This window comes from Acinetobacter rudis, assembly GCF_031157835.1.
GTDB lineage: Bacteria > Pseudomonadota > Gammaproteobacteria > Pseudomonadales > Moraxellaceae > Acinetobacter > Acinetobacter rudis_A.
In genome coordinates, this window is the sequence record NZ_JAVIDR010000002.1 from 356,415 (window position 1) to 382,551 (window position 26,137).

Annotated in this window: 29 protein-coding genes; 18 read left to right on the top strand and 11 right to left on the bottom strand. The window is 40.1% G+C overall.

Features of this window, described 5'->3' with window-relative positions; translation table 11 throughout:
- The first annotated feature begins 19 nt into the window (after positions 1-19).
- Positions 20-922, top strand: coding sequence for a LysR family transcriptional regulator ArgP (locus RFH42_RS03710; RefSeq protein ID WP_308974206.1), 903 nt, complete (start codon positions 20-22; stop codon positions 920-922).
- Positions 923-928: 6 nt separating this feature from the next.
- On the opposite strand, the gene RFH42_RS03715 is transcribed toward RFH42_RS03710, so the two are convergent.
- The 4 genes from RFH42_RS03715 to RFH42_RS03730 form a co-directional block, all read right to left on the bottom strand.
- Entirely contained in the window at positions 929-2,203 is a 1,275-nt protein-coding gene (locus RFH42_RS03715; protein WP_308974207.1) for a glutathionylspermidine synthase family protein, read from the bottom strand.
- A gap of 3 nt (positions 2,204-2,206) precedes the next feature.
- On the bottom strand, positions 2,207-2,752 hold the full coding sequence (locus RFH42_RS03720) for a hypothetical protein (protein WP_308974208.1): 546 nt from the start codon (positions 2,750-2,752) through the stop codon (positions 2,207-2,209).
- 85 nt (positions 2,753-2,837) lie between these two features.
- Positions 2,838-3,185, bottom strand: coding sequence for a DMT family transporter (locus RFH42_RS03725; protein ID WP_308974209.1), 348 nt, complete (start codon positions 3,183-3,185; stop codon positions 2,838-2,840).
- Between the two features lie 157 nt (positions 3,186-3,342).
- On the bottom strand, positions 3,343-3,927 hold the full coding sequence (locus RFH42_RS03730; RefSeq protein WP_308974210.1) for a nicotinate-nicotinamide nucleotide adenylyltransferase: 585 nt from the start codon (positions 3,925-3,927) through the stop codon (positions 3,343-3,345).
- A gap of 100 nt (positions 3,928-4,027) precedes the next feature.
- Here RFH42_RS03730 and RFH42_RS03735 point away from each other — a divergent pair, with 100 nt between their 5' ends.
- Entirely contained in the window at positions 4,028-4,828 is an 801-nt protein-coding gene (locus RFH42_RS03735; protein ID WP_308974211.1) for an enoyl-CoA hydratase-related protein, read from the top strand.
- A gap of 131 nt (positions 4,829-4,959) precedes the next feature.
- On the opposite strand, the gene RFH42_RS03740 is transcribed toward RFH42_RS03735, so the two are convergent.
- The 4 genes from RFH42_RS03740 to purL form a co-directional block, all read right to left on the bottom strand.
- On the bottom strand, positions 4,960-5,271 hold the full coding sequence (locus RFH42_RS03740; protein WP_308974212.1) for an NGG1p interacting factor NIF3: 312 nt from the start codon (positions 5,269-5,271) through the stop codon (positions 4,960-4,962).
- Between the two features lie 4 nt (positions 5,272-5,275).
- On the bottom strand, positions 5,276-5,692 hold the full coding sequence (locus RFH42_RS03745; RefSeq protein WP_308974213.1) for a hypothetical protein: 417 nt from the start codon (positions 5,690-5,692) through the stop codon (positions 5,276-5,278).
- 182 nt (positions 5,693-5,874) lie between these two features.
- Complete coding sequence (locus tag RFH42_RS03750; protein WP_308974214.1) at positions 5,875-6,021, bottom strand: hypothetical protein; 147 nt, start codon at positions 6,019-6,021, stop codon at positions 5,875-5,877.
- 224 nt (positions 6,022-6,245) lie between these two features.
- A complete protein-coding gene (gene purL / locus RFH42_RS03755) occupies positions 6,246-10,082 on the bottom strand; it encodes a phosphoribosylformylglycinamidine synthase (protein ID WP_308974215.1) in 3,837 nt (1,278 codons plus the stop codon).
- A 309-nt stretch (positions 10,083-10,391) separates the two neighbouring features.
- On the opposite strand from purL, the gene RFH42_RS03760 reads away from it, so the two are divergent.
- From RFH42_RS03760 to ruvB, 3 genes are all read left to right on the top strand, one after another.
- Entirely contained in the window at positions 10,392-11,732 is a 1,341-nt protein-coding gene (locus tag RFH42_RS03760; protein WP_308974216.1) for a deoxyguanosinetriphosphate triphosphohydrolase, read from the top strand.
- A 92-nt stretch (positions 11,733-11,824) separates the two neighbouring features.
- Positions 11,825-12,427 (top strand): Holliday junction branch migration protein RuvA, encoded by a 603-nt coding sequence (ruvA, locus tag RFH42_RS03765; RefSeq protein ID WP_308974217.1) that lies wholly within the window; start codon positions 11,825-11,827, stop codon positions 12,425-12,427.
- Between the two features lie 15 nt (positions 12,428-12,442).
- On the top strand, positions 12,443-13,450 hold the full coding sequence (ruvB, locus tag RFH42_RS03770) for a Holliday junction branch migration DNA helicase RuvB (protein WP_308974273.1): 1,008 nt from the start codon (positions 12,443-12,445) through the stop codon (positions 13,448-13,450).
- A 139-nt stretch (positions 13,451-13,589) separates the two neighbouring features.
- On the opposite strand, the gene RFH42_RS03775 is transcribed toward ruvB, so the two are convergent.
- Positions 13,590-13,733 carry a hypothetical protein gene (locus tag RFH42_RS03775; RefSeq protein ID WP_308974218.1) on the bottom strand — a complete coding sequence of 48 codons (144 nt, stop codon included), beginning with the start codon at positions 13,731-13,733 and terminating at the stop codon, positions 13,590-13,592.
- Positions 13,734-13,791: 58 nt separating this feature from the next.
- Between RFH42_RS03775 and ybgC the strand changes: the two genes are divergently transcribed.
- The 7 genes from ybgC to pal all read left to right on the top strand — a co-directional run bounded on the left by ybgC (position 13,792) and on the right by pal (position 19,658).
- Positions 13,792-14,199, top strand: coding sequence for a tol-pal system-associated acyl-CoA thioesterase (gene ybgC / locus RFH42_RS03780; protein WP_016655396.1), 408 nt, complete (start codon positions 13,792-13,794; stop codon positions 14,197-14,199).
- A 24-nt stretch (positions 14,200-14,223) separates the two neighbouring features.
- Complete coding sequence (tolQ, locus tag RFH42_RS03785; RefSeq protein ID WP_308974219.1) at positions 14,224-14,922, top strand: protein TolQ; 699 nt, start codon at positions 14,224-14,226, stop codon at positions 14,920-14,922.
- The gene (gene tolR, locus RFH42_RS03790; protein ID WP_308974220.1) at positions 14,922-15,374 is read left to right on the top strand and encodes a protein TolR; all 453 of its coding nucleotides are present in this window, start codon (positions 14,922-14,924) and stop codon (positions 15,372-15,374) included. Before tolQ ends, tolR begins: the two co-directional genes overlap by 1 nt.
- A gap of 3 nt (positions 15,375-15,377) precedes the next feature.
- On the top strand, positions 15,378-16,787 hold the full coding sequence (tolA, locus tag RFH42_RS03795; protein WP_308974221.1) for a cell envelope integrity protein TolA: 1,410 nt from the start codon (positions 15,378-15,380) through the stop codon (positions 16,785-16,787).
- Between the two features lie 99 nt (positions 16,788-16,886).
- Positions 16,887-17,342: a cell envelope integrity protein TolA gene (locus RFH42_RS03800; protein WP_308974222.1), complete on the top strand. Its 456-nt coding sequence runs from the start codon at positions 16,887-16,889 to the stop codon at positions 17,340-17,342.
- A gap of 414 nt (positions 17,343-17,756) precedes the next feature.
- Positions 17,757-19,040 carry a Tol-Pal system beta propeller repeat protein TolB gene (gene tolB / locus RFH42_RS03805; RefSeq protein WP_308974224.1) on the top strand — a complete coding sequence of 428 codons (1,284 nt, stop codon included), beginning with the start codon at positions 17,757-17,759 and terminating at the stop codon, positions 19,038-19,040.
- Between the two features lie 45 nt (positions 19,041-19,085).
- Positions 19,086-19,658, top strand: coding sequence for a peptidoglycan-associated lipoprotein Pal (gene pal / locus RFH42_RS03810; protein WP_308974226.1), 573 nt, complete (start codon positions 19,086-19,088; stop codon positions 19,656-19,658).
- An 80-nt stretch (positions 19,659-19,738) separates the two neighbouring features.
- Here pal and RFH42_RS03815 read toward each other — a convergent pair whose 3' ends face one another.
- The gene (locus tag RFH42_RS03815; RefSeq protein WP_308974227.1) at positions 19,739-19,921 is read right to left on the bottom strand and encodes an NF038105 family protein; all 183 of its coding nucleotides are present in this window, start codon (positions 19,919-19,921) and stop codon (positions 19,739-19,741) included.
- 176 nt (positions 19,922-20,097) lie between these two features.
- On the opposite strand from RFH42_RS03815, the gene RFH42_RS03820 reads away from it, so the two are divergent.
- From RFH42_RS03820 to RFH42_RS03845, 6 genes are all read left to right on the top strand, one after another.
- On the top strand, positions 20,098-21,072 hold the full coding sequence (locus tag RFH42_RS03820) for a class 1 fructose-bisphosphatase (RefSeq protein ID WP_308974228.1): 975 nt from the start codon (positions 20,098-20,100) through the stop codon (positions 21,070-21,072).
- Positions 21,073-21,156: 84 nt separating this feature from the next.
- Positions 21,157-21,933 (top strand): TrmH family RNA methyltransferase, encoded by a 777-nt coding sequence (locus RFH42_RS03825; RefSeq protein WP_308974229.1) that lies wholly within the window; start codon positions 21,157-21,159, stop codon positions 21,931-21,933.
- Positions 21,934-22,129: 196 nt separating this feature from the next.
- A complete protein-coding gene (locus RFH42_RS03830; protein ID WP_308974230.1) occupies positions 22,130-22,744 on the top strand; it encodes an RNA polymerase sigma factor in 615 nt (204 codons plus the stop codon).
- Positions 22,734-23,057, top strand: a complete 324-nt coding sequence (locus RFH42_RS03835; protein WP_308974231.1) for a hypothetical protein — start codon at positions 22,734-22,736, stop codon at positions 23,055-23,057. The genes RFH42_RS03830 and RFH42_RS03835 overlap by 11 nt, the downstream gene beginning before the upstream one ends.
- Positions 23,047-23,460, top strand: coding sequence for a DUF3106 domain-containing protein (locus RFH42_RS03840; RefSeq protein ID WP_308974232.1), 414 nt, complete (start codon positions 23,047-23,049; stop codon positions 23,458-23,460). The genes RFH42_RS03835 and RFH42_RS03840 overlap by 11 nt, the downstream gene beginning before the upstream one ends.
- Before the next feature lie 98 nt (positions 23,461-23,558).
- Positions 23,559-25,106 carry a DUF4139 domain-containing protein gene (locus RFH42_RS03845; protein WP_308974233.1) on the top strand — a complete coding sequence of 516 codons (1,548 nt, stop codon included), beginning with the start codon at positions 23,559-23,561 and terminating at the stop codon, positions 25,104-25,106.
- Between the two features lie 73 nt (positions 25,107-25,179).
- Here the strand turns inward: RFH42_RS03845 and rnk are convergent, their stop codons facing one another.
- Entirely contained in the window at positions 25,180-25,584 is a 405-nt protein-coding gene (rnk, locus tag RFH42_RS03850) for a nucleoside diphosphate kinase regulator (protein ID WP_308974234.1), read from the bottom strand.
- Positions 25,585-26,137 lie beyond the last annotated feature (553 nt).

Below are 26,137 nucleotides of genomic sequence, written 5' to 3' on the forward strand. Positions count from 1 at the left end.
TTCTTAGCTTGTAAAAAATATGTTGCAAAGCAAACAAAGCGAAGCCTTTTTAGCAGTGATTGAAACAGGGAGTTTTGAGGCTGCAGCCCAAATTTTACACATCACAGCAGCCGCTGTGAGTTTGAGAATTCAATCACTAGAAAAGCATTTAGGCCATGCTCTCATTATTCGTGAACGACCTTGCCGGGCAACTCAAACGGGCCACATGCTCTTACAGCACCTCCAGCATAGCCGACTATTACAACAAAGTTTTTTGCAAGACCTAAACAATCAAAAGCAATCTCAAGATTTTTATAAGATTCGTATTGCCAGCAACGCTGATAGTTTAGAAACATGGTTACTGCCTAGTCTCAAAGATTGCTTGCAGACTGAAAAAATTGTGCTGGAATTATGCATTGCAGATCAAACACAGACACAGCATTTACTTGAAACAGGCATCGTGAATGCTTGTATTTCTACATCATCCAAAGCGATTGCTGGGTGCCAAGCACAGTTTTTAGGTCATATGCGTTATCTCTTGGTAGCTAACCCAAACTTTATCACGCAGTACTTTAAACAAGGCCTAACACGTCAAAGCCTTTTAAATGCACCTGCTGTGATTTTTAATCAAGATGATATGATGCATCGAGAATTGCTCTTTCAACACTATGGTTTACAACTTCAACAGTATCCGCATCACTTTATTCCGTCATCAAGTGCTTTTTTAGAGTGCATCAAAGCTGGGCTCGGCTATGGCCTCGTGCCCTGGATTCAGATGCGTACCGAATTAGACCAAAATCAATTGATTGAGCTAGCCCCCCAATTCAGTGTAGATGTTCCTTTATATTGGCATCATTGGAAACAACAAAGCCCACCATTGATTCAGCTTATGCATCAACTACTCCCCAATGCAGCACAAGCCCTTGCCCTCCCCAGCACTTAACGTCTGTTACTCATCAGAATAGAGGCGCTGATAACGTGATTCGAGCGCATAAGGCACAAAAAAATGGCTAGCAAAATAAGCGTCATTGCCCGTAACTAAATTTTTATCTTCTCGAATTGACATGCCACATGCACGATCATCAATAACCCATGAGCCAATAATGGGGCGATAACCCTCATGAACAGGAAGATCATGCCACGCTTGATATACATATCCCCAATCGACATACTCAGCAACAAAATGACTGCCTTGAGCTAGCTGGTCACTCACAATCTGACCCTCATGTTTCAGTACACGATGAATATTGGCACCTTCACGACCATGTATAGCCTTTTTACACCACTGCCCATCATGCATATGAGCTAAATCTTTTTCACTATACGCAGCAAGTAAATAGGGATGGTGAGGAAACATCTGCCACAGTTTTACTAGCATCGCTTTGTTAGATAATAACATTTTCCATGCAGGTTCCATCCACCGCGTTCGAGCCTGACTCACATGTTGACCAAAGCTTTCTTCTCGCATCCATTCCCACGGATATAACTTAAAGATATTTTTAATTTCACTGCCTTGTAAATCAACAAATTGCTGAGTATCCGTCCAGCCAATCTCTTGCATTTGCAATGCCTTGACCTTCATACCTGCTCGACTTGCAGTATCCATAATATAGATGAGATTGCCCCAATCCTCATGGCGAAATCCACCAGATGCGGCAAAATGAATTAAAGTCTGTGGTTTATAATATTGTTGCCAATATTCAAGCAAATGCTCATCGAGTAAATTATATTGAATACGGAGCTGATCTGGAAAAATTAACTCAGGTACGATTTCAGACAAAGATTCAGGAAAGCGACTTAATTGTTCAATATAATGCCACTGTGCAACGCTACACTCTAATATTGATACAGGTGTGTCGCCATTGTATTCAAGCATTTTAATTTCGGTATGGCCGTCATAAACCAGATCGAAACGCCCTAACAATGAACGATCAGCCCGATACCATGATTGTTCAATCAAGTGTTTACTTTGCTCATCTAAAGCAAAATAATCTGGATAGTCTCCAGCCTTAACCATTGAGGATACCATTTCAATCGCCATATCATGTAGACACTGCGTAGCCTCTTGAATACGATCAATTTGAGTCTCTGAAAATGCGTAAGTTACCCCCTCTTGCCAGTAAGGTAATTGTTCTGGTCCTGAAGGTAAATCCCAATAATTAAAACCAATGTTCTCAAGTTGTTGAATATAATCTGCACGTTTTGGAAAATGATGTCGTTTCACAAATTAACCACCTGTTGAAATGGCACCACCGAAGCCATTACGTGACACATGCTTATATCCAGTTCCTCCCACCCGTGAGCTGGTTGATGAGTTTTCTTCTTCTCGTTTACGCATCTGAGCTGCATAAACACGCTGTCGTGCACGTTGTTGAGTATAACTATCATAACTTACACCAGAACGCCCAGCCATTGCATTCATTGCGAGTGCACCAATGGCAAGACCAGCAACTGTTGCTAATACTGCATTTCCCCCATTAAATCCTGCCTCCTCAGCATGCTGCGCAGCTAAATCAGGATTACCTGGATAAAGTTGTGTTAATTTAACCCAATCCTCAAAACTACCATTGTAGCCATTACACTTGGCATCATCATAGGAATTGAATATTTGTTCATCTGCTTCTGACCAAGTACTGATTGAACCATCACTATTTTCAATTGTTCGACTATTACTATTCTCATAATACATTGCCTGTTCATCATCATTAGAACAAGCAGAAACAATAAAAAAAGGCACAATGGACAATATGATTTTCTTTTTACTGTACTTCATTCAGTTTCCTAATCTTGGATATAGCCGTAACAAAAGACATGTCACGACAGCTCATTTGCAATAATGTGTAATAGAAGAAAATTGGCTAAACATCTATTGAGGAATACTGTGCAATAACCGTTACCCCAATAATGATAAATCCCATACCAATCCAAGCAGCCAAATCCAGTTTCTGCCCAAGAACCGCTTGCGCTAAACATGCAGTTGCTATTGCACCAATACCTGCCCAAAGCACATAAAGTACACCAGCTTGAATATACTTCAATGCAATAGCACAGCAAATAAAAGAAGCAAGATAGAGAAAACCCGCTATGCCTTGGCTGAGCTTATCTTCTAAGCCATTGGCTTTTGCAGAGAAAAAAGTAGATAAAACATCAGCTGCAATTGCACCCGATAACCAAATTAAACCTACAGTGGATTGAGATAATGCCAATCATCTATTCCCAAATTTCAGCCCCACCATATTTTAATCTGCCCTGTTCAGATAAAATTGCTGTTAGCTATAAAATTAAATTCAACATCATGTTGTATATAGCATTTTTAAAAAACAACCACAACACAATCAAAACCTAGATAGTCACATACTCTGCTTAATCCACAGTAAATGAACTGAGGTTACCTTGGTCACGGTTTTGATATTTTTGCTGAAGCTGCTGATAAACAGGATTACGTTTAAATTGCTCTAAAAAAGCAATTGTTCCTGCTGGAAACTGAGATTGGGAGATTTCACCACGATAATAAGCCTCACGTAAAGGCGTTGCAGAAATCGCATCTTTTAGACTTTCTAATTCCAATAAAGTCCATTCTGGAAACAGTTCTAAATAATATGACGAATCATCTTTAAAATGACCAATGAGACCAACATTAGATTTTGGATCAACCACTTGATTAACTTGATCTTTAACCAATTTAACCCACTTAACATCATTGTAGACATCTATAATGGGGACAAAACGAATACGCTGCTGATCTGCAGCTGAAAAATTCGATAAAATCATTTGCTCACGTTCAGTCGCACTAAACGGATTTTTAATATTGCGTTGTTCTTGTGCAGAACCCAAGGCGAGAATCACCCGCTCACTTTGCTCAAGTGCAATTTGTACTGTTTGCATATGTGCAACATGAAAAGGTTGGAATCGGCCAATATAGATAAGATCATCAAATCGTTCAATCATAGTCTGTTCATTGATCATGACGCATGAGTTACATATTTGTCACTCTTTTACGCCATAATGTTTAAGTTAAGCTAGTGAAATATATAACAAGGATAGCACGATGACATTGCATTGTATTCAGCAGCCACATCAACATTTAAAAGCAACAATAGAACATGGCATTTTAACGCTTGCCATTCAACGTCCTGAAGCTAAAAATGCATTATATAGTGATTTATATTTATGTATTGCCCAAGCTTTAGATGAAGCTGACCAAAGTAATGATGTTCGAGTGGTCATCTTAAGAGGTGCCGATGCCGACTTCACAGCAGGCAATGATATGCAAGATTTTATGCGATTCATCCAAATGCCTTTGCCAGAAAAAGCAGGTGATGCGCCACCTTTTGTACTTCTAAAATCTGCTGCTCGTTTTTCTAAACCTCTTATCATTGCAGTACGCGGTGTTGCCATTGGCATTGGGGTAACTATTTTATTGCATGCTGACATGGTCTACAGTGATGAAACAGCGCTGTTCCAAATTCCTTTTGTTAGCCTTGGTCTCTCACCCGAAGGTGCTGCCAGTCGCCTCCTCAGCAAACAAGCTGGTTATTTAAAAGCTGCTGAACTGATGTTTACAGCACAAAAATTTAATAGTGAAAAAGCCTTAAATGCAGGTTTAATTACCAGTATTGAAAATGATGTTTATGCCCATGCACAGCAACAAGCACAACATCTTGCCGCACTTCCTTTAGCTTCTCTTAAACAAAGCAAAGCACTAATGAAATCAGATTTAGCGGAAATTATTCAATGTATTGATGATGAAGCTGAAATTTTTATGCGCCGAGTCAAATCGGCAGAAATGCAGGAAGCAGTACAAGCCTTTATGCAAAAACGCAAACCAGACTTTACTCAGTTTAACTAATAGCTCGTTATTCCTAGCGCTATCTAATCTACCATTGTTTCCGATTAGCCAAATTTAGTAAAGATTGATTAGACTTGTTCTTGTGGGTGAGTTTAGTCAATCTTTATGTGGCAATGACTATTCAGCCAACACTAAACCTCTATCAGTTGACTAAACTCATATGCAGGTACTTCATATGGATGACTGGTTTTTAATGCTGCTAATACGGCTTTCGCACACGATTCTTCAAGAACCAACTCTACTCGCCATTCAGGGACTTTTTCTAAAACCCCAGGCTGACCAATAAATGGCTGTGCCCCCATCATGGGTTTAAATTGCCCCATGCCCAAAACTTGCCATGCGCAGTGCTCATAACCATTAAATCGACCAGCTCCTGCTGTAAAAATGGCAGTCTTTGTCTGTTCCAAGTGTGATTCCGGTACGTAATACACAAGTTTCAACATTGTTTTAACCTATCTCATTGGCTGGAGTAATTTGAAAAAATGGATATTGATCACAACTTGCTGTAGATGATCCCTCAAAATTCTGCTTTTTAGTGGCTATTTTTTTTAAAACAATTTTAAGGTCTTCCTGATCGACATCAACATTTGATTGGGTTTCATAACCAGGCTTAGCAACACATACATACCACCGATAGTCTACAGCCCCATGAATCAGCATAAACTCTACTCTCCACTCAGCAAGTTTTGGGAAATGCGCAAGCCCCTGCTGAGTATCTATAACACTATATCTATACCCCATTCCCACACTCGGTTCACGCATTAACATTACGGGGACTTGATCTAATAATTGACCTTGTTCATCCTGTATTTGAACATTTAACTCTGGCTGTAAAGTTTTATAGACTGGGTAACAAGCAGTCATACACATACCGCTCAGTAAAACAAATAAATACTTTAGCTGTTGTAAATTGATCATTGTCATTAAAAAGTGAGGTTTGAATTTTTAAGAATGATGTGCATAGGTCAGAGTTAACATAACCACACTATAAGCAATACTTTAACGCAGTGTATTGCACATTGCGCTAAAGTTAAAGCCTATAAATATCATGCTGATGCCGTATAACTGAGTGCAGCCCAAAGAATAAAGAAAAACTGTATTAAAACTACTAAGATGAAATAACGCCAACCCCTTTGACGTAAACGTTGTTGTGATTGTAAATTTATATGCTGTAAAACGACTGGCTTGAACATAATCTGCACCTCCCTGAAGTCTTTATGTCTAATATTTAATCTATCCATCACATTAAAGCAATTTTTTTAAAATCTCCAATTGTTACTCAGATGCATTACTTTAGGCGACTTAATATCTATTATATTGATTACCTTGATATTTCCAGTGCTCTAAAAACAACAAAGCCACCCCAAGGTGGCTTATGCTATTAAAATATAGTCTGTAATAAACAATTCAGTAGAGATTAACCCACGAACTTACGTGCATTACGGAACATACGCAACCATGCACCATCTTCTGTCCATTCTTCAGGTTTCCAAGAATGCTGTACTGCACGGAAAGTACGTTCTGGATGTGGCATCATAATTGTTGCACGACCATCCAATGACGTTAAACCTGTGATCGCATCTGGAGAACCGTTCGGGTTTAATGGATATTGTTCTGTTGCTTTACCATGACTATCTACATAGCGAAGCACCACTTGATCCTGTGCTTTTAATGTTGCAAATTGCTCAAGATTGGCAACCACACGACCTTCACCATGCGCAACTGCTACAGGTAAAATCGAACCATGCATGTCTGCCAATAAAATCGAATTTGACTTCTCAACACGAACATTCACTGCACGAGCTTCAAACATTTCCGAACGGTTACGATGGAAACGAGGCCAAGCATCTGCACCTGGAATTAATGGTGCAAGCTGAGACAACATTTGACAACCATTACAAACACCTAAGCTAAATGTTTCTTCACGGTTAAAGAATTTTTCAAACTGGTCACGTAATTTTGCATTGAACAATACTGATTTCGCCCAACCACCACCAGCACCAAGCACGTCACCATAAGAGAAACCACCACATGCCACAAGCCCTTGGAAATCATCCAAGTCAATATGACCAGCAAGTAAGTCACTCATGTGAACGTCAACAGTATTAAAGCCGACTTTATCAAAAGCTGCAGCCATTTCAACATGACCATTGACACCCTGTTCACGCAATACCGCCATGTTTGGACGACGTGAATTTAAATATGGTGCTTCAATTGGTTCATTTAAATCAAATGTTGGCTGTGCAATTAAACCCTTATGTTCAGAGTCAGCAATCAATTGATATTCTTGATCTGCGGTTTCTACGTTATCACGTAAACGCTGAATCTGGTAAGACACCTCAGTCCAAGCCTGTTGCAACTCTACACGAGTCAAACTTAACCCATTAATATTTAAGTGTTCAGTTTGGTTCAATTGCCCCACTACACTTAAGGCATCTTGCATTGCAGTATTGCTAAGTTCTGCTTGAACAGCATCCCAATCGGCACGGCGCATTTGCAATACAGCACCAATTTCTTCAGCAAATAATGCTGCCACAGTTTGATCTTGTAAAGAAACACCAAGACGTGAAGCAAACATCATTTCAGCAACAGTAGCCAACAAGCCACCATCACCAATGTCATGATAAGCTTGAATTAAACCACGGTTGTTCCAATCTTGTACTAATGCAAAGAAAGCTTTGAACTCATCAAAGTTGTCAACATCTGGTGTCACTTGACCAATGGTCTTATACACTTGGTTTAAGATCGAACCGCCTAAACGGAATTGACCTTTAGACAAGTCAATACGTACCAATACGCTATCAAAGTCTGCTTTAAGCTCTGGAGTTAATGTCTTACGTACATCAACAACAGGAGCAAATGCTGTAATCACGCCTGTCATTGGTGAAGTCACTGACTTATCTGTGCCTTCATCTTGCCAAGTTGTACGCATTGACAATGAGTCTTTACCTACAGGAATGGCAATGCCAAGTGCTGGACACATTTCCATACCAATGGCTTTTACACCTTCAAACAAAGCTTGGTCTTCGCCAGGTTGACCTGCCGCTGCCATCCAGTTTGCAGACAATTTAATATCGCTAATTTGGTCGATATTGGCACACATAATATTAGAAATGGCTTCAGCAACAGATAAACGTGCAGAAGCAGCTGGATTCAATAATGCAACTGGTGGACGTTCACCCATTGCCATTGCTTCACCAGTAAAGCCTTGTAAACTTGTCGTTGTCACAGCAGCATCTGCAACTGGAACTTGCCAAGGACCAACCATTTGGTCACGTGCAACCATACCAGTAATAGAACGGTCGCCAATCGTAATTAAGAAAGACTTTGATGCAACAGTTGGATTCTTCAAAACACGGAAGATCGCATCTTTTAAATCGACTGTATTTTCATCAAAATCATTGCCTTTACGTGGCGCACTGTCATAGCTACGACTCATACGTGGTGTGCCGCCAAGCAATACTTGCATTGGCATATCAACCGCATTATTTTCAAATAATGGATCTTCAACAACAAGCTCACGCGCTTCTGTTGCTTCACCAAGTACAGCAAATGGGCAACGTTCGCGCGCACAAATAGTTTCAAATTGTTCCAATGATTCTGGACGAATAGCCAAAACATAGCGCTCTTGAGCTTCGTTTGACCAAATTTCCATTGGTGACATGCCAGGCTCTAGCGAAGGAATTTTACGTAAATCTAAAACCGCACCAAGCTCATGATCATTTACCAGTTCTGGCATTGCATTAGAAATACCACCTGCACCAACATCATGTACAGATACGATTGGGTTCGCATCTTCTAAACGCCAGCATGTATCAATCACTTCTTGACAACGACGTTCCATTTCCGGGTTTTCACGTTGTACCGAAGCAAAGTCTAAGCTTTCACCCATTGTACCGCTGTCAACTGAAGATGCAGCACCACCACCAAGGCCAATAAGCATTGCTGGGCCACCAAGAACGATGAGCAAATCACCTGGTTGAATCGCATCTTTTTCTACATGATCAGGACGAATGTTGCCATAACCACCAGCAATCATAATCGGTTTATGGAAACCTTTTACATCACCATTAACGTTTTGTTCAAAAGTACGGAAATAACCATTCAGTGCTGGACGACCAAATTCATTGTTAAATGCCGCCCCTCCTAATGGTCCTTCAATCATAATTTGTAAAGGTGAAGCAATACGTGAAGGTTTACCGTAATTTTCTTCCCATGGCTGTTCAAAACCAGGAATATTTAAATTTGAAGTTGTAAAGCCAGTTAAACCTGCTTTAGGTTTACCGCCACGACCAGTTGCACCTTCATCACGGATCTCACCACCAGAACCCGTCGCAGCACCCGCAAATGGCGCAATTGCTGTTGGATGGTTATGGGTTTCTACTTTCATCAAAATATGTGCAGCTTGGCTCTTATATTTATATACATAATGGCCAGTATCTTGATCTTGCTTCGGATAGAAACGATGAGTATCAAAACCAACAATTACAGAAGCATTGTCTTTATAGGCTGACAACACATCTGTAGGTGACTCTTTATATGTATTTTTAATCATTTGGAACAGTGACAATGGCTGTACTTCACCATCAATTGTCCACTCTGAACCAAAAATTTTATGACGACAATGTTCAGAGTTTGCCTGTGCAAACATCATTAATTCAATATCGTGTGGATTACGACCAAGTTTAATAAATGCTTCAGTTAAATAATCAATTTCTTCAGCAGAAAGAGCAAAACCAAACTCATTATTGGCTTTTACCAATGCCTCACGACCCTGACCTAAAATATCAATTGCATTTAAAGGCTTTGGTTCAGTTTCTGAAAATAGCGCTGTTGCAGCATCAATTTGCTCAAATACGCTTTCAGTCATACGATCATGTAATGCGAGTTTTAAATCTGCATTAAGTTCTGATACGCCTTTTAGAGTAAATAAAACACCGCGTTCAAGGCGGTGTATAGGCGTATTACAGTTGGCAAAAATATCAGTTGCCTTAGAAGACCACGGCGAGATTGTACCAATACGTGGCGTTACAAGGATCTGAATTTCATCACTCGTTGCTTTACGTAAAGTATAGTGTTCACCATCATTAAGCAGTTGGAGCGCAGATTGCTGCTCTTGCTCGTTAAGCGCTTGGTCAAACAAATAAACCCATTGGCTGTCAAAAGACTGAACAGAACTCACGGACGTTAAACGGTTTAGGAGTTGAGTTTTCTTAAAAGATGAGTGTGCTGGGGCACCGGCCACGATAAACATGCTGATTTTGGCTCCACGGGCAAGTTTGCTCAACCTACCACAATGTGACTTTGAAGAGAGCGCATATTCTACTTCGAAAGCAGCTTTTCAGCTAGTCATATCCACTTTTTAAATATAGGTATTTCACAAGATTGGCTTATTTAGAGACATCTACATTGTAGATCTGCTTAGACATTTACCCATGAAAGCAGTAAAGAGACAAACTATGTCGCCTAAAAGAACAAAGCACTGCTTTTGAAATCGTTAAGATCTAGTGCTTTAGCTTTTTTTTTGGCATGATGCCAAGAAATACAGAGTGAATAATGATAAATGACACAAATGCGTTGGTTAGAACTGTTATCAACAGTAAGACTTGGAACGAAAAAACACAATTCCGAACAAGCACGTAGCCCTTTTCACAAAGATTATGACCGTATTATTTTTTCACAGAGTTTTCGTCAACTTAACCGTAAAACTCAAGTACACCCATTAAGCCAACATGATGGCATTCACACTCGACTAACCCACTCTCTTGAAGTCTCTTGTATTGGACGTTCTCTGGGGATGCTCACTGCTGAAAAAATTCAGCACGAATTACCCATGTGGATTTCCCCTGCCGATGTTGGTGCCATTATTCAGGCTGCTTGTCTCGCACATGATATTGGCAATCCACCTTTTGGCCATGCTGGCGAATATGCGATTCGTGAGTGGTTTGATGATGCTTCCCACACTAACTTTTTACAAGATTTAAGCCCAGAACAACAAGCAGACGTTCGACAATTTGAAGGGAATGCTCAAGGTCTACGACTCCTCAGCAAAATTGATTATCACCCTTACGATGGCGGTATGCGTCTGACATATGCCACTTTGGGGGCATATCTTAAATATCCTTGGCTATCTAAAACCATTGCTGCACAAGGTGATATTCCAGCAAGCCAACGTGCTAAGTTTGGTTGTTATCAATCAGAAAAAGACATCTTACAACAGATTGCGCAACAGCTCGGTCTAATTCAATTAGGTGACTATCATTATTGCCGTCATCCCCTCACCTATTTATTAGAAGCAGCAGATGATATTTGTTATGCCTTAATCGATTTAGAAGATGGTATTACTTTACAAATGCTCACCTATGCTGAGGTTGAACCCATCTTTCTAAACTTGATTGGCGAATATCCTCAACCAGAAGAACTGGCAATACCCAATACAACTTGGCAACAAAAAATTGCAGCTTTGCGTGGCCGTGTAATGAAACGTTTAGTCGAAGAAGTGAGTTCTGCCTTTGCCAAACATCATTTTCAAATTCTATCTGGACAACTAAAAGGCAGCTTATTGCAATATTGTAGTCCTGATATTGAATTAGGCATTGAAGATGCTAAACAACTAGCGCGGACCAAAATTTTTCAACATCCACAAAAGTCAGGGTTAGAAATTATTGCTCATGAAAGCCTACAACACCTGCTTAATGCTTTCATTCCATTAACTACGCCTGGTAAGAGTCTAAGTTTTAAGGAAAATCGCCTAATGACCATTTTACATCATGCTGGCGCTGATCTTGGAGAACAACATTATGACAATATCATGCAGGTACTCGATGTCATTAGTAAATTTTCAGACCATCAAGCGTATCAACTGGCCCAAGAGTTACAAGGCAATAAAATTGGTTTTCTCTAGATGAACATATCAACAAACGATATTTTGCCTTTCCTCACAATGCCGACTACTATGGCCGCATTAGACCATACATATAAAGAAGTGACACAAACATGATTGGATGTTTAATTGGTGAAGTTTTAGCCCTAGAGGCGCCCTGCGTCTTACTTAATGTTAATGGTGTTGGCTATGAGGTTGATACTCCTTTATCTACTTTTTGCCAACTACAAAAAGGGCAAAAAATTACGCTATGGACCCATTTAGTGGTACGTGAAGATGCACAACAGCTTTACGGTTTTATGCACGGTCAAGAAAAATTAATTTTTCGCACCTTACTTAAGGTAAATGGTGTTGGCCCTAAAATGGCATTAGGAATTTTATCGACATTAAGTGTAGACCTACTGATTCAAACAGTTGAAACAGAAGACATTAATACACTCATTAAAGTTCCAGGTGTGGGTAAGAAAACAGCAGAACGGTTAATGATTGAATTACGTGACCGCTTTAAACAATTAGCAACACCAGCAAATGCAGCAGCTGGCACACACACACAAATTCAGTTTAATGCAAACTCTGCTGTGGCAGAGGCAGAAGCAGCTTTACAGTCACTGGGCTATAAACCTGTAGAAGCACAAAAAGCTGTTGCAGCTGTTAAAGCCGAATTTACTGAGTCTGCCGACCTGATCCGTGCAGCACTCAAATCGATGATGAAATAAGTTGATATAACCATGATGCAAGATCGCCTGATTAGTGGCAGTGAGAAACCCGAAGATCATTTTGATCGAGCCATTCGCCCTACCAGTCTGAGTGACTACATTGGTCAGCCAGTGGTACGTGAACAAATGGAAATCTTTATTGGTGCTGCACGTGGACGTGGTGAAGCACTCGATCACACTTTAATTTTTGGTCCACCGGGTCTAGGTAAAACGACCTTAGCTAATATTATTGCAAGAGAAATGGGTGGAAATTTAAAATCCACCTCTGGCCCAGTGCTTGAACGTGCGGGTGATTTAGCCGCTATGCTCACCAACCTAGAGGAAGGTGATGTCTTATTTATTGATGAAATTCATCGTCTTTCTCCTGTGATTGAAGAAATTCTTTATCCAGCCATGGAAGATTATCAACTGGATATCATGATTGGAGAAGGCCCTGCAGCTCGTTCAATTAAGTTGGACCTCCCTCCATTTACTTTAGTTGCAGCGACAACCCGTGCTGGCTTACTTACCTCTCCTTTGCGTGATCGTTTTGGTATTGTGCAACGTCTTGAGTTTTATTCAGTTGAAGATCTCACCCATATTGTTAGCCGTTCAGCACATTTAATGGATGTACCAACGACACACACAGGTGCAGAAGAAATTGCTAGACGATCACGAGGTACTCCTCGTATTGCCAATCGTTTGCTCCGTCGAGTCCGTGACTATGCTCAAGTAAAAGGCACAGGTGAAGTCACCCAAGAAATGGCTCAGCGCGCACTTGATATGCTTAATGTAGATAAAGCTGGCCTAGATACACTTGATCGTCGTTACTTAAGTTTATTGTTGGAACGTTTCGATGGAGGACCAGCAGGCGTTGATGCTTTAGCAGCAGCTATGGCCGAAGATGCTGGCACACTTGAAGATGTCATTGAACCTTATTTGATCCAACAAGGCTATGCGATGCGAACAGCAAGAGGCCGTATTGCCACTCATAAGGCCTATTTACAGTTTGGTATGACACCACCTGAACCTAAAGAAAAATAAGCAAACATTCACGATAGGCTGATTAATTCAGCTTATCGTAAAATTAAAAATATTTTTAAATTTCAATAAAGTAAAACAAAATATTAGCTTAAAAGAAAAGTTTTAGCTTTTAAATCTTGTTGCTAACGAGCAAGTTCTACTAAAGTAAAACTGGTGTTTTTAACGCCATTACATCAATTACAGTTTGGCGACTTGCGCCATTTGCCCACGCAGGCAATATGCTAAAATCCGCACAGCGCTCATGCACGTGCATGTCTAAGGCAACGCATAACAATATTTTCATTTTAACCTGTTAGAGCATCTGTACTGACATATGCCTTTTAACACTGGGATACTTTTACATGGCAAACCAATTCGAATTCCAAATCCGTGTTTATATGGAAGATACTGATGCTGGTGGCATCGTTTATCATGCCAATCATATTCGTTTTATGGAACGTACACGAACTGAATGGTTACGTGCTTCAGGCATTGGTCATTATTGGCACCAAAAAGATTATAATTTTGTCGTACATAAAATTGCTGTTAAATATATGCGTCCGATTTTAATGGATGATTTAATTACTGTGAGTGCAAATGTAGTTTCATGTAAAGCAACATCTTTTGTGTTGCAACAAAATATTTATCGTGGTGAAATCATGCTTGCATCTGGTGAGGTTGAGTTGGCATGTATCGGTGCAAATATGAGACCTCTCCGCTTACCAAGCGAAATCCATGAACTAATTCAAAAGGAATTAGCACATGAATAAAAATTATGATTGGCACAACTATCTATGGCAACACAACTCGAATCTACACTGCATATCTCTGATTTAATCTTACAAGCAAGTCCAGTTGTTCAACTGGTCATGCTGGCTTTGGTACTTGCTTCACTAACGAGCTGGTACCTCATTGCTAAATTACATTTAAGTTATAAAAAAGCGCGTAAGGGCGATGAACATTTCCAAAAAATCTTTTGGTCAGGTGCAGAGCTCTCTACCCTCTTTAATAATGCACAACTCAATTCAAAACGCGAAGGTTTAGAAGATATTTTTTATCACGGTTTAGGTGAATTTTATAAACTTGAAAAACGCCAAGCAACTCCACGTGATTGTATCGACAGCACTGAACGTATTTTGTCAGTTGGTTTAAGCCGTGATCAAGGTCTACTCGAAAAAGGGTTAAGTGCCTTAGCCAGTATTGGTTCGGTTGCACCTTATGTTGGTCTGTTTGGTACAGTTTGGGGCATTATGAATGCCTTTATTGGTCTTGCTCAAGTTGATCAAGTCACTTTAGCAACTGTTGCTCCTGGCATTGCTGAAGCACTCATTGCAACTGCGATTGGTCTATTCGCCGCAATTCCTGCTGTACTTGCTTTTAACCATTACACAGCAAAAAGTGAAGAACTATACTCTGATCGCGCATTATTTTCAGAAGAAATGGTTGCGTTACTTCAACGCCGTTCTGTGGGTACAGCACAGGAAGAAGAATAATGGCTATCCAACGTTCTAGACGCTTTCAACGCGTCAAAAAACCACTGAAAAGTGAAATGAATGTGGTGCCTTATATCGATGTCATGTTAGTACTTCTCGTGATCTTTATGGTTACTGCACCTATGATTACTGCAGGTATTGATGTTGATCTACCACAAGCAAATAGCACAACCTTTGAGTCCAAAGAGGCACCAGCAATTGTATCTTTAGATAAGTCTGGACAAATCTTTTTAAGCTATAAATCACATAGTGAAAGTGAACCAATCACTTTGGAACAACTTAAACAGGTATTAACCCAAGCGCAAACAGACGCGAAAAGCAATCAACAACAACTCACTGTATTAGTTAAAGGTGATAAAGAGCGGCCTTATGGTGATGTCATTGCATTAATGTCGAGTTTGCAAGAAACTGGCCTTTCTCAGGTTGGCCTGTTAACTGAGCCGAACAAATAAGCTATGAAAAATTCGAAACCAGTAGTGTCTAAAGACAAAGCGATAGCCATTGGTTTTACTGTAGCCGTGCATATTGTAGCGATTGGTAGCCTGTTATATCTAGGCCTAAGTAAACCACCAGAGCCTCCGAAAAAAATCAAAACCATATTGATTAAACCAGAGGATTTGCCACCACCTGAACCTATTGCTGTTGACACAACAGATGAGACTGAACCTGTTATGGTTGATATTGCAGAGCCCAGCCCTGCAATTGAACAACCATCTGGCCCTTCTCCTGCTGAGTTACAAGCATTGGCCGCGTCTAAACTTGCTGCTGAAAAACATGCTGCTGAACAAAAAGCTCAGGCTCAAGCTGCTGAACAAGCACGCCTTCAAGCTGTTGCTGCTGAAAAAGCTCGTCTAAAAGCAATTGAAGATGCGCGTAATGCGAAGACAGCTGAAGCAAAAGCGAAAGCTCAGGAGCAAGCACGTCAACAACAACTTGCAGCTGAACGTGCACGCCAACAAGCTGCGGCTGCTGAGCAAAAACGTAAAGATGCTATTGCAGCTGAGCAAAAACGCAAACAAGCTGAAGCCGATGCAGCAAAACGCAAACAAGCTGAAGCCGATGCGGCAAAACGCAAGCAAGCCGAAGCTGATGCAGCAAAACGCAAACAAGCTGAAGCTGATGCGGCAAAACGCAAACAAGCTGAAGCTGATGCGGCAAAACGCAAACAAGCCGAAGCCGATGCAGCAAAACGTAAACAAGCAGAAGCCGATGCGGCGAAACGCAAACAAGCTGAAGCCGATGCGGCAAAACGCAAGCAAGCTGAAGCCGATGCGGCGAAACGCAAACAAGCCGAAGCTGATGCAGCAAAACGCAAACAAGCTGAAGCTGATGCAGCAAAACGCAAACAAGCTGAAGCTGATGCGGCAAAACGTAAACAAGCTGAAGCTGATGCGGCAAAACGTAAACAAGCAGAAGCTGATACGGCAAAACGTAAACAAGCAGAAGCTGATGCGGCAAAACGCAAACAAGCTGAAGCTGATGCAGCAAAACGTAAACAAGCTGAAGCAAATCGAAAACGTTTAAATAGCGAACTCGATGATGAGCTTGCTGACACGAAAAAGGCTTCTGCCCAAGCCAAAACGGCGCAAGCAAAAACTACGGCATCGAATGCAACACGTGATTTCCGTAATAAGGTTGATCGCACGTGGCAACCACCTGTGGGTAAAACAGGTGAAAAAGCGACTGTCAGTGTAACGCTTACACCAAGCGGCCAAGTCGCTTCTGTTTATGTTTCTGCTTCAGACCCTGCCGTTAAGGCCAGTGCCGAAAAAGCGGTTCGTGCAGCAGCACCGTACCCAATGCCAAGTGATCCAGAAGCTCGGCGTTTGGCGCAATCCTTTAAATCAACATTAACTGTAAAATAAATCATTACACTACGTATAAACCCTGCTTCGGCAGGGTTTATTTTTAAACTGCATCACATTATTATGAATTTTTAAGCTTATATAGCATTGTCTTTTATAATGAAAAAATTGCTCTTTATTTTTACCACACTGAGCTGCACACTGAATCTATATGCACAGACCACACCCCTCCTCAGTACTACATCACAAACACTGCAAATTCGCTCTGATGCAGTCCCACAAGGCATGTCACCAGCGCAATATCAAGCATTACTGTTGCACCCAACTCAACCTTCCACTCAAAAAGTTACCTTAGCAGCTATAGGACGAGACTTTCGCAACCGAGTGTATCGCGAATGGCAGGTTCCAATGGACTGCAAAGGAGATGTTGCAACAGCACGAGTCATCTTAACGGATAGTGGTTTGATATCTTCAATCTATATACAGGCATCAAATCCCGAAGTTAAAACCAGTGTCGAACAAGCAGTTCGTGCAGCTGCACCCTTTCCAATGCCAAGTGATCCTGAGACACGGCGTTTAGCCCAATCCTTTAAAGTTGCATTTACCGTTAAATAAATCAGTACACCATGTATAAACCCTGCTTCGGCAGGTTTTTTCTGTTTAGATTAAAGAGATTTAGTCATATTATTTTTTTATAAGATCCACATTTTTTTACGCGAATTTTGTGCCTAGTCTATTGCTCTATTTCAACAAGCATTATATTTTTGTTGTATGATCAATACACAAAAATCTTATTACAAGTCACGGCTACAAAATCAGTAAATCTTTTTGGTATAGCATTAGTTAATTTTAATCATCACAGCATAAAACTACATGACACTATCTGCTGGGTCGATTATGATCATGATCAATTAATTTTTTCTTCATCCTATATTCATCATTACATGCTTTATATAGATTAAAATTATGTAGTTATGATACAAATCTAGAATGATTGAACCAACAACATGTTTGAGTAAATAAGTAACAATGAAGATCTTGTCTACACGTTTAATCGGTTTAGCAATGGTTGTGGCGATAAGCCCAGTCGTTACAACGAATACCTATGCGCAACTCTATTTTGAGATTGCAAAAGCACCTGAGCAAGCCCCACAAATTGCTGTCATTCCTTTTAGCAATGATCAATCCGTTTATCCTGTCATTGAACAAGATCTCAATCGTTCAGGACGTTTCACCAGCAGCTCAAAAAATCTTCCTGCCAGCGCCACACTCAATAATGTGGATGCTCAAAGCTGGAAAGCTGCTGGGGTACCATATGTTGTACTTGGTGAAATCAAAACCAATGCAGATGGTAGTTATGCAATCCACTACCAACTTTATGATGTGGACAAGCAAAAATATTTGCTCAATGAATTATTGACTGTACCTGCATCTCGTCTACGCGCTGCATCACACATGATCAGTGATACCATCTATGAAGCCTTGACTGGAATCAAAGGTGATTTCACTGGACGTATTGCTTATGTGCTACGTAATCAAGCTACACCAGCTGAACGATACACGCTACAAATTGCAGATACAGATGGTGAGCAACCTAAAACGGTATTACGCTCACGTGACCCAATTTTGTCACCTGCTTGGACACCTGATGCGAAAAAAATTGCCTATGTCTCTTTTGAAACTAAGCGTCCAGCCATTTATTTACAAGATTTAGCTACAGGACAACGTGAAGTTCTGGCCAAATTTGTTGGTCTAAATGGCGCACCAAGTTTCTCTCCAGATGGTACACAAATGTTATTCACTGCTTCAATGCATGGTAACCCTGAAATCTACCAAATGGATCTCAATACTCGTCAAATTCAGCGCATGACCAATGACAGTGCAATTGATACAGAAGCACGCTATGCCCCTGACGGTAAGTCGTTTATCTTTACCTCTGATCGCGGCGGCTCGGCACAGATTTATCGTTACACTTTTGCCGATGGTAGTGTTAAACGCTTAACGTTCCGTGGTGCATTTAATGCACGAGGTAGCTTAAGTGCCGATGGTAAATATGTTGCATTAGTTCACCGTCCTTCTGGTAGTAACTATAAAGTTGCAATTCAAGAAATTGCCACTGGTGTAACCAACATTTTGACACCAACCAGTCTTGATGAGTCACCAAGTTTCTCACCAAACGGACAGATGGTAGTCTATGCAACTCGTGAAGGAAACCGTGGCTTACTTTCTATTATGTCTACTGATGGCCGTTTCCGTATGAATTTACCAAGTGAACAAGGTGAGGTTCGTGAACCTGCTTGGGCCCCGAAATAATTTCAACCTTTACAACAAAGATTACCTTAAAATATGGAGATTCCCATGCAGGTACTTAAAACTTTAGCTCTACCCGTTCTTGCTGTTAGTCTTATCATGACTGGTTGCGCTAGCCGTAAACCTGTTACAGATACAAATAACTTGGGTACAACAAACTTACCTGGTACTTCGGTAAGTACAGACGGTTTAAGTGAAGATGCAGCAATCAATGCACAAAACTTAGCTGGTGCCTCTGCAAAAGGTGTCACTGAAGAAAATAAAGCATTCTTAGCCAAACGTGTTGTGCATTTTAGCTATGACAGTAGTGAGTTATCGAATGTTGATTACCAAACATTACAAGCTCATGCGCAATTCTTACGTGCCAATGCCAATTCAAAAGTTGCTTTAACAGGTCATACCGATGAACGCGGAACACGTGAATACAACATGGCTCTAGGTGAACGTCGTGCAAAAGCTGTTCAAAGCTACCTGATTACAAGTGGTGTCAATGCCAATCAGCTTGAAGCTGTAAGTTATGGTAAAGAAGCGCCAGTCAATCTTGGTCATAACGAAGCTGCATGGAAAGAAAACCGTCGTGTGGAAATCAACTATGAAGCAGTGCCACCATTGTTAAAATAAGTTATATCATGATCTTCTAAATGATCCCGATATGAAAAAGCACCCCACATGGGGTGCTTTTTGTTCTATACGCTCATAGATTAAGACTTTTTATTTGTTTCTTGATCTTGCATAGATTCGATTAGATCGTGTTTATTGAATTGTTTATATTCTGGTTTAACATCGTAATCTTTCCAAGCATCTTTGACTTTATCTGCACTAATATTAGCAAAATCAATCCCTTCATTTGGTGAAGGCATCTCATCAAATTTTTTTGTCGTCATATCCATTCTCCTGATATCGCAACTCCATTTACATCAACATAACAGGTTCCATTACATATGCAAGTGCAAAATCAGGACAAATGCGTGCTTAATATTTCTATTTTCAGCGGAACTCCTCTAAACTATCCGCTGATTTTTATTTACTCTTAATTTTTGTATCGTGGAGCATCTTTGCTATGGCCTATCGCACATTGTCGCAATATTTATCACAACAAGAAGGCAATTTAACAGCGGAACTAGCTGCTGTTATTGAGCAAATTGCTGAAACGACCAAAATCATTGATCAAGATTTGCAAAAAGGTGCTTTAGCTGGTGTTCTTGGCAGTGCTGGACACGAAAACGTACAAGGCGAAACACAAAAAAAACTAGATGTCATTTCAAATGATCATCTTATTGCTGCATTACAATCTCATCCCAATGTTGCTGGCTTAGCATCTGAAGAATTGGATGAATTTACCCCAGCCCAAAATGGTGGTCAATATTTAGTATTATTTGACCCACTTGATGGCTCAAGCAATATTGATATCAATATGTGTGTCGGTACCATCTTCTCCATCTTACCTGCTGTAAACTCACCAGCTCAGGCTGAAGATTTCCTTCAAGCAGGAACACAACAAGTGGCTGCGGGTTATGTCCTTTATGGTCCATCAACAATGCTTGTGCTTACTGTTGGCGCTGGTGTTGTGTTCTTTACTTTTGATCCTGAAAGTCAAACTTTCTTACTCACCAGTGAAAAAGTTGAAGTTGCTGCTGATACTCAAGAATATGCAATCAATGCTTCAAACCAACGTCACTGGGAAGCACCAATAAAACGTTATATTGATGAACTACAAGCAGGAAAAACCTCAGTTCGTGCTAAAGATTTTAATATGCGTTGGGTCGCGTGTATGGTGGGTGATATTCACCGTATCCTCTGCCGTAGCGGTATTTTCTTATATCCATACGACCTAAAAGACCCCAAAAAAGCTGGTCGTTTACGTTTAATGTATGAAGCAAATCCAATGAGTATGTTGATTGAACAAGCTGGCGGCGCCTCAACCACAGGTCGTGTACGCATTATGGAAATCCAACCTTCTGAACTACACCAACGTGTTCCTGTTGTGATTGGCTCTAAAAATGAAGTCGACTTAGTTACTCAATATCATCAATAATATCTACGTACTGGGCGATTGAGCTGATCATTTAAAAGGTGATCATTTCAACCGCCCAGTGCCGTTTATGCCGGACTCATTGTTATGTCGACGATTTTCTTAGAATCAAAAGATAATCCTAAAATTAAGCACTTACGTGGATTAATCCTTCAAGCCAGTTTCCGTAGAAAACAAAGACAAACTGTACTTGAAGGTACTCATTTGTGTTTAGCGTGGCTTGCACAGCAAAACCGTATCCATTCATTATTTACCACTGAAAAAGCCTTGGAAAACCCTGAGCTACAACAAGTTATTGATGCATATCAAGGCCATGTTTTTGTTGTTAGTGAAGCCCAGTACCGTGACCTCAGTACCTTAGGTACAACTCTTGCCTGCTTAGCAATTATTGATCTTCCTCAAGCAGACAGTGGTATTGACTATACTGTTGACACTTTAATTCTTGAAAACATCCAAGACCCTGGCAATGTAGGTACACTGCTCCGTTCTGCCGCTGCTGCAGGAATTAAACAAATCATTGCCACAGCCGGGACTGCTGCGCTTTGGTCACCACGTGTTCTTCGTGCTGGTATGGGTGCCCATTTTTCTCTACGTTGTTTTGAAAACTATGAAGTAGAGCAAATTATTCCTCGTTTTGAAATTCCGCTCTATGCGACAAGCTCGCATCATGCTAGTAGTATCTATCAACAAGATCTCAGCTGTACTTGTGCGTGGATTTTAGGCAATGAGGGTCAAGGAGTATCCGATTTTGCTTTACAACATGCACATGCTGTCACTATTCCTCAGCCTGGTGGCCAAGAGTCATTAAATGTTGCCATAGCTGGCTCGGTATGTTTCTTTGAAATGGTACGTCAACGACTGTAATTTCAGACTTAACAAGGAAGTTTCAAACATAACTTAATCGTTAAATTATTTTATTTACAGCAGATTCTAGATAAAAATCATTTACACTGTAGAAAAATAGTTCATCACGTTGTCAACCAATATAGTTGTTTAGACGTTATTTGCAGATGAAAGTCTAAACAAAGGTCGACACCCTATGCGGGGATTTTCCATCTCTATGGATCTAACGCCCAATCAGTCTCAAACAGCCAGTGTTTCTAAGAGCACGGCTGAACAACGCCTAAAATTCTTCATGCAAGAAGTGACTGGTCGTGCGTTAGTCATGATGGAAAATGCGACTCGTGGACAAGATGGTATAGCCATGGATTTAGTACAAGAAGCTTTTATTGCATTACATAAAAGTTATGCAGAGAAAAGTACTGAAGAGTGGTATCCGCTGTTTTACACTATTTTAAATAACAAATTACAAGATTGGCGACGTAAAGAAGCACGACGTGCAGCGCCCTTTTCTTTGTTTCGTAAGAAAAGCCTCGATACAGACGAAGATGAAATCATTGATGTTATCGATGAATCTACGCTAGATCCATTAAGTTTTTTGGATCAAGCGGTGACTGCTGAAGAAATTCAGAATGCTATTGCACAGCTCCCACAACGACAGCAACAAGCTTTTATGCTTCGGGCTTGGGAAGGTTTTGATACTCAAACTACCGCACAAATTATGGATTGCTCAGAAGGGAGTGTAAAAACTCACTATCACCGTGCTATTCAAGGGTTAAGAACAGCATTGGCTCATCTCAATCCAAATTTGAAGGGGTCTAGAAATGAAGAATGATGATCTAAGAAAACAAGTGATTGCCAAGCTCGATCAGCTAGCACAACAACACCCCAATAAGCCGTTGGTGATGAGCCATGTCATTGAACATATACAGCAAAAAAAATCGTCTGACCGCCGTAGCTGGAAAATGACTGGATTTGCTGTTGCTGCCGCAGTGATGGGAATCTTTGTCTTACCCAACTCACTTGATCTTAATCAACAAAATTACGAGCATCAAACCATTGCTTCACCTAAATTATCTCCACAAATGGTTGAAGACTTAGAGATGTTATCAGTGTTTGCTGAGGATAAAGCCAGTCATGGTAGCTAGATTAATCTTGATTACTTGTTGTACCTTTGGCATTTTGCAAACAAGTTTTGCAGGAATTGACCGTTTTTGGTTTTTTTCCAAATCATCAGATAACAGTAAAAATCTAGATGAAGGATGGGAACAGTTATCTAGTGATGAACAACGTGCATTGATTAAACGTTACCAAGATTTAAAAGAACTCCCTGCCGATCAAAACCAGTCATTACAGCAACGTATGGACTGGTTCACTCAACTTCCAGAACAAGAAAAACAAAAAATGCGTGAAGCATGGCAACAAATGAGTAGTGCAGATCGTACAGAGATGCGTCGGAAACTGGAAAAGGCAACCACTGTAGAACAGCGTAGTGAGATTCGTAATCAATATTTGCAAAAATATGTTTCTGTCACACCAATGAAAAACTAAATGCAAGTAAAAGAAAGTGAGTCTCAAATTTCTTTGTAATTCAATCAATATCTTCTACAATAATGGCTAATAAACAGTCACTTATTGTATTCACACCAATGAAAATCAAATACTTATATTTAGTCATTTCATCCTTAATTATTCCAAGTACAAATCTGTTTGCATTAAGTTTGAAAGAGGCCCCTATCCAACACGTTACACTTTATCCCAATGCTGCAAAAGTTGAACGCATATTAAAAGTAAAACCTGGGGAAACTGTGGTTAGTTTAGATGGCCTCCCTGCAAATTTTGATATTTCTCAACTACAGTATCAAACTCAAGGGGTACAGGTTAGTGCATTTGTACACAGTGATAGTTCTCTGAATAAACCATCTGGTCAAGAGTCACAGCAGCTACAAGAGCAAATTAAAAAACTCCGAGATGAAATCGCCAGTCAAAACGCCATAATTAATGCAGCAGAGCTGCAAAACCGTTTCTTAGAACACTTAACGCGTGGTTCTGGCTCCAAAGTTCGACGTGAAGCCTATGACGCATTTGTTGCAGCTGATCAAGCCAATAAACAGAAAAAAGATTTAGAGCAACGTTTATCTGAATTACAAGCCGATTTAAATAGAATCGGTGATCATCGTTTTAATCAAAGACAACTCAAATTTTTTTTACAAACCAATAGCAGTGGAGAGATCCGCATAAGTTATATTGTGCCTACTTATGCGTATTGGCAACCTATCTATAAAGCAGAACTCGACAGTAAAAACAAACAATTAACGCTTACCCATATGGCGATGATTGTACAAAAAACAGGTGAAGATTGGAGCAATATCAAACTGACTTTATCGACAAACGTACCAAGCAATCACGTACAACAGCTCTCACCTCAAGCATGGTGGGTGAATTATTCGCCCCCACAACCACGCCTAATACATCCAGTACCGGCACCGATCGCTATCTATGAAGAATCAAGGGATAAACTAACTGAAACAAGTTTGGCAAAACAAGAAGTTCTCGCCTTCTCTTCGCAGTTTAACCAAGAAATTCGTAATTTCAGTGCAGAGTTTCATGCAGATACCACAACCTCAATCAGTAGTGGTCAACAACAAATACAGCTCCCGCTGAAATCAGAACAATATGCAATCCAATTGAGTACATGGGTCATACCAAAACAATCGGATCAAGCAATGCTCAATGTTGAAATTCCAGACTTTAATCAACAGTGGACTACAGGAAGTATCAAACTTTATCGTGATGGTGACTATATTGGCGAGCAAAATGTAGATCAACTTACAGAGCAACAACCTCAAATTAATTTTGGTGTGGACCCTCAAGTTAAAGTAGAAAAAATTGATTTAATGGATAAAAAAACAAACTTAGCTAATGCGCAACAAGAAACTCAGCAGAAATATAAGTACATGATTGAAAATCAGCATGGCTACCCGATTCAACTGGTATTAATGGATGCTGCACCACAAAGCAGAAATAGTTTATTAACAACGCTATCCAAATACAGTGTACCTCCTACGCAAACCCAATGGAAAAACCAACCCAATATTAACCAATGGATAATTCCTTTGGCTGAAAAACAGAAGTTTGAAGTACAAATAGAGCATCAATTTAAATATCCTGCAAAAGGAAATACTTCTGGGTTCTAGTTGCTAACACCCTTTAAAAAATTCAGCCCAGTCATATGACTGGGCTGTTGCTATTCAAATGATACAAAATAACTTAAAGGAAGTTACCCTCACGTTCCGGTTGATAAAGCACTTTTTCAATTTTTACACACATCATATGGCCATCGGGTTGTGGCCATTCAATTTCTTGGCCTTCCATTAGACCTAAAATTGCAGCACCTACTGGAGCAACAATATTAACTTGCCCTTTTTCACCTTTAAAATCATGCGGATAAACCAACGTGATTTCTGTAGCTTCGGTAGCAGGAGCAATAACAACCAATACTTTGGCATTCATACTAACAACATTTGCAGGTAGATCTTGTGGCTCTACTACATCTGCACGTGCTAACTCTTCCTCCAAATGCTGCATTGTTGGAGTCAAATTAGTTTGGTTATCTAGCATCGTTTCTAGTCGATGTAGATCCTGTGAAGAAATAATAATATTGGGTTTAGCCATTTTTGACTCCTTAAGCTAAATCAACACCTGCCCCGTTTGGTTTAGTGTGTCAATTATCTTACAAATAATACAGATTGATTTTTTACACAATACTTTGAGTAATATCTAAGAAAACCGTTATCGCATCCATAAAAAAAGCCCCGAAACGGGACAACAATCTAAAACTCAACAAGCGGAAAGAGTTGATCGCGCATTAGCACATCAGATAGACAACTAAGCCCTTTCACAATTAATAAAAGATAGCTTAATCGTTAGACATGTAAAACGAACATAGCTTCGATAATAAGCAAAATAGCACACGAAGTAAACCTTGATTGGTTATGAATAACCTAAAACATTCCTAAAAAATAGGTATTCTATATTTTCGAATACTGAATCATATACTAATTAAGCAACATGCTGATTTAATTTAAAAAATAAGGTGGATTAAAAACCCATACCAACTGAAGTAAAGTTCAATGAGTTAAAGCTAAATTTACTGCCCCCATTTTAACCTATTTATAAATAACAAGATTTATTTTGAAGCCTAGGACATTGTTTTATGTCATATTCA

What these genes read in the sequence shown, in the direction of transcription:
- RFH42_RS03710 (WP_308974206.1), top strand. Translation starts at nt 20, where the DNA reads ATGTTGCAAAGCAAACAAAGCGAAGCCTTTTTAGCAGTGATTGAAACA.
- RFH42_RS03720 (WP_308974208.1), bottom strand. Translation starts at nt 2,752, where the DNA reads ATGAAGTACAGTAAAAAGAAAATCATATTGTCCATTGTGCCTTTTTTT.
- RFH42_RS03730 (WP_308974210.1), bottom strand. Translation starts at nt 3,927, where the DNA reads ATGATTGAACGATTTGATGATCTTATCTATATTGGCCGATTCCAACCT.
- RFH42_RS03735 (WP_308974211.1), top strand. Translation starts at nt 4,028, where the DNA reads ATGACATTGCATTGTATTCAGCAGCCACATCAACATTTAAAAGCAACA.
- RFH42_RS03740 (WP_308974212.1), bottom strand. Translation starts at nt 5,271, where the DNA reads ATGTTGAAACTTGTGTATTACGTACCGGAATCACACTTGGAACAGACA.
- RFH42_RS03745 (WP_308974213.1), bottom strand. Translation starts at nt 5,692, where the DNA reads ATGACTGCTTGTTACCCAGTCTATAAAACTTTACAGCCAGAGTTAAAT.
- RFH42_RS03750 (WP_308974214.1), bottom strand. Translation starts at nt 6,021, where the DNA reads ATGTTCAAGCCAGTCGTTTTACAGCATATAAATTTACAATCACAACAA.
- purL (WP_308974215.1), bottom strand. Translation starts at nt 10,082, where the DNA reads ATGTTTATCGTGGCCGGTGCCCCAGCACACTCATCTTTTAAGAAAACT.
- RFH42_RS03760 (WP_308974216.1), top strand. Translation starts at nt 10,392, where the DNA reads ATGACACAAATGCGTTGGTTAGAACTGTTATCAACAGTAAGACTTGGA.
- ruvA (WP_308974217.1), top strand. Translation starts at nt 11,825, where the DNA reads ATGATTGGATGTTTAATTGGTGAAGTTTTAGCCCTAGAGGCGCCCTGC.
- ruvB (WP_308974273.1), top strand. Translation starts at nt 12,443, where the DNA reads ATGCAAGATCGCCTGATTAGTGGCAGTGAGAAACCCGAAGATCATTTT.
- RFH42_RS03775 (WP_308974218.1), bottom strand. Translation starts at nt 13,733, where the DNA reads ATGAAAATATTGTTATGCGTTGCCTTAGACATGCACGTGCATGAGCGC.
- ybgC (WP_016655396.1), top strand. Translation starts at nt 13,792, where the DNA reads ATGGCAAACCAATTCGAATTCCAAATCCGTGTTTATATGGAAGATACT.
- tolQ (WP_308974219.1), top strand. Translation starts at nt 14,224, where the DNA reads ATGGCAACACAACTCGAATCTACACTGCATATCTCTGATTTAATCTTA.
- tolR (WP_308974220.1), top strand. Translation starts at nt 14,922, where the DNA reads ATGGCTATCCAACGTTCTAGACGCTTTCAACGCGTCAAAAAACCACTG.
- tolA (WP_308974221.1), top strand. Translation starts at nt 15,378, where the DNA reads ATGAAAAATTCGAAACCAGTAGTGTCTAAAGACAAAGCGATAGCCATT.
- RFH42_RS03800 (WP_308974222.1), top strand. Translation starts at nt 16,887, where the DNA reads ATGAAAAAATTGCTCTTTATTTTTACCACACTGAGCTGCACACTGAAT.
- tolB (WP_308974224.1), top strand. Translation starts at nt 17,757, where the DNA reads ATGAAGATCTTGTCTACACGTTTAATCGGTTTAGCAATGGTTGTGGCG.
- pal (WP_308974226.1), top strand. Translation starts at nt 19,086, where the DNA reads ATGCAGGTACTTAAAACTTTAGCTCTACCCGTTCTTGCTGTTAGTCTT.
- RFH42_RS03815 (WP_308974227.1), bottom strand. Translation starts at nt 19,921, where the DNA reads ATGACGACAAAAAAATTTGATGAGATGCCTTCACCAAATGAAGGGATT.
- RFH42_RS03820 (WP_308974228.1), top strand. Translation starts at nt 20,098, where the DNA reads ATGGCCTATCGCACATTGTCGCAATATTTATCACAACAAGAAGGCAAT.
- RFH42_RS03825 (WP_308974229.1), top strand. Translation starts at nt 21,157, where the DNA reads ATGTCGACGATTTTCTTAGAATCAAAAGATAATCCTAAAATTAAGCAC.
- RFH42_RS03830 (WP_308974230.1), top strand. Translation starts at nt 22,130, where the DNA reads ATGGATCTAACGCCCAATCAGTCTCAAACAGCCAGTGTTTCTAAGAGC.
- RFH42_RS03835 (WP_308974231.1), top strand. Translation starts at nt 22,734, where the DNA reads ATGAAGAATGATGATCTAAGAAAACAAGTGATTGCCAAGCTCGATCAG.
- RFH42_RS03840 (WP_308974232.1), top strand. Translation starts at nt 23,047, where the DNA reads ATGGTAGCTAGATTAATCTTGATTACTTGTTGTACCTTTGGCATTTTG.
- RFH42_RS03845 (WP_308974233.1), top strand. Translation starts at nt 23,559, where the DNA reads ATGAAAATCAAATACTTATATTTAGTCATTTCATCCTTAATTATTCCA.
- rnk (WP_308974234.1), bottom strand. Translation starts at nt 25,584, where the DNA reads ATGGCTAAACCCAATATTATTATTTCTTCACAGGATCTACATCGACTA.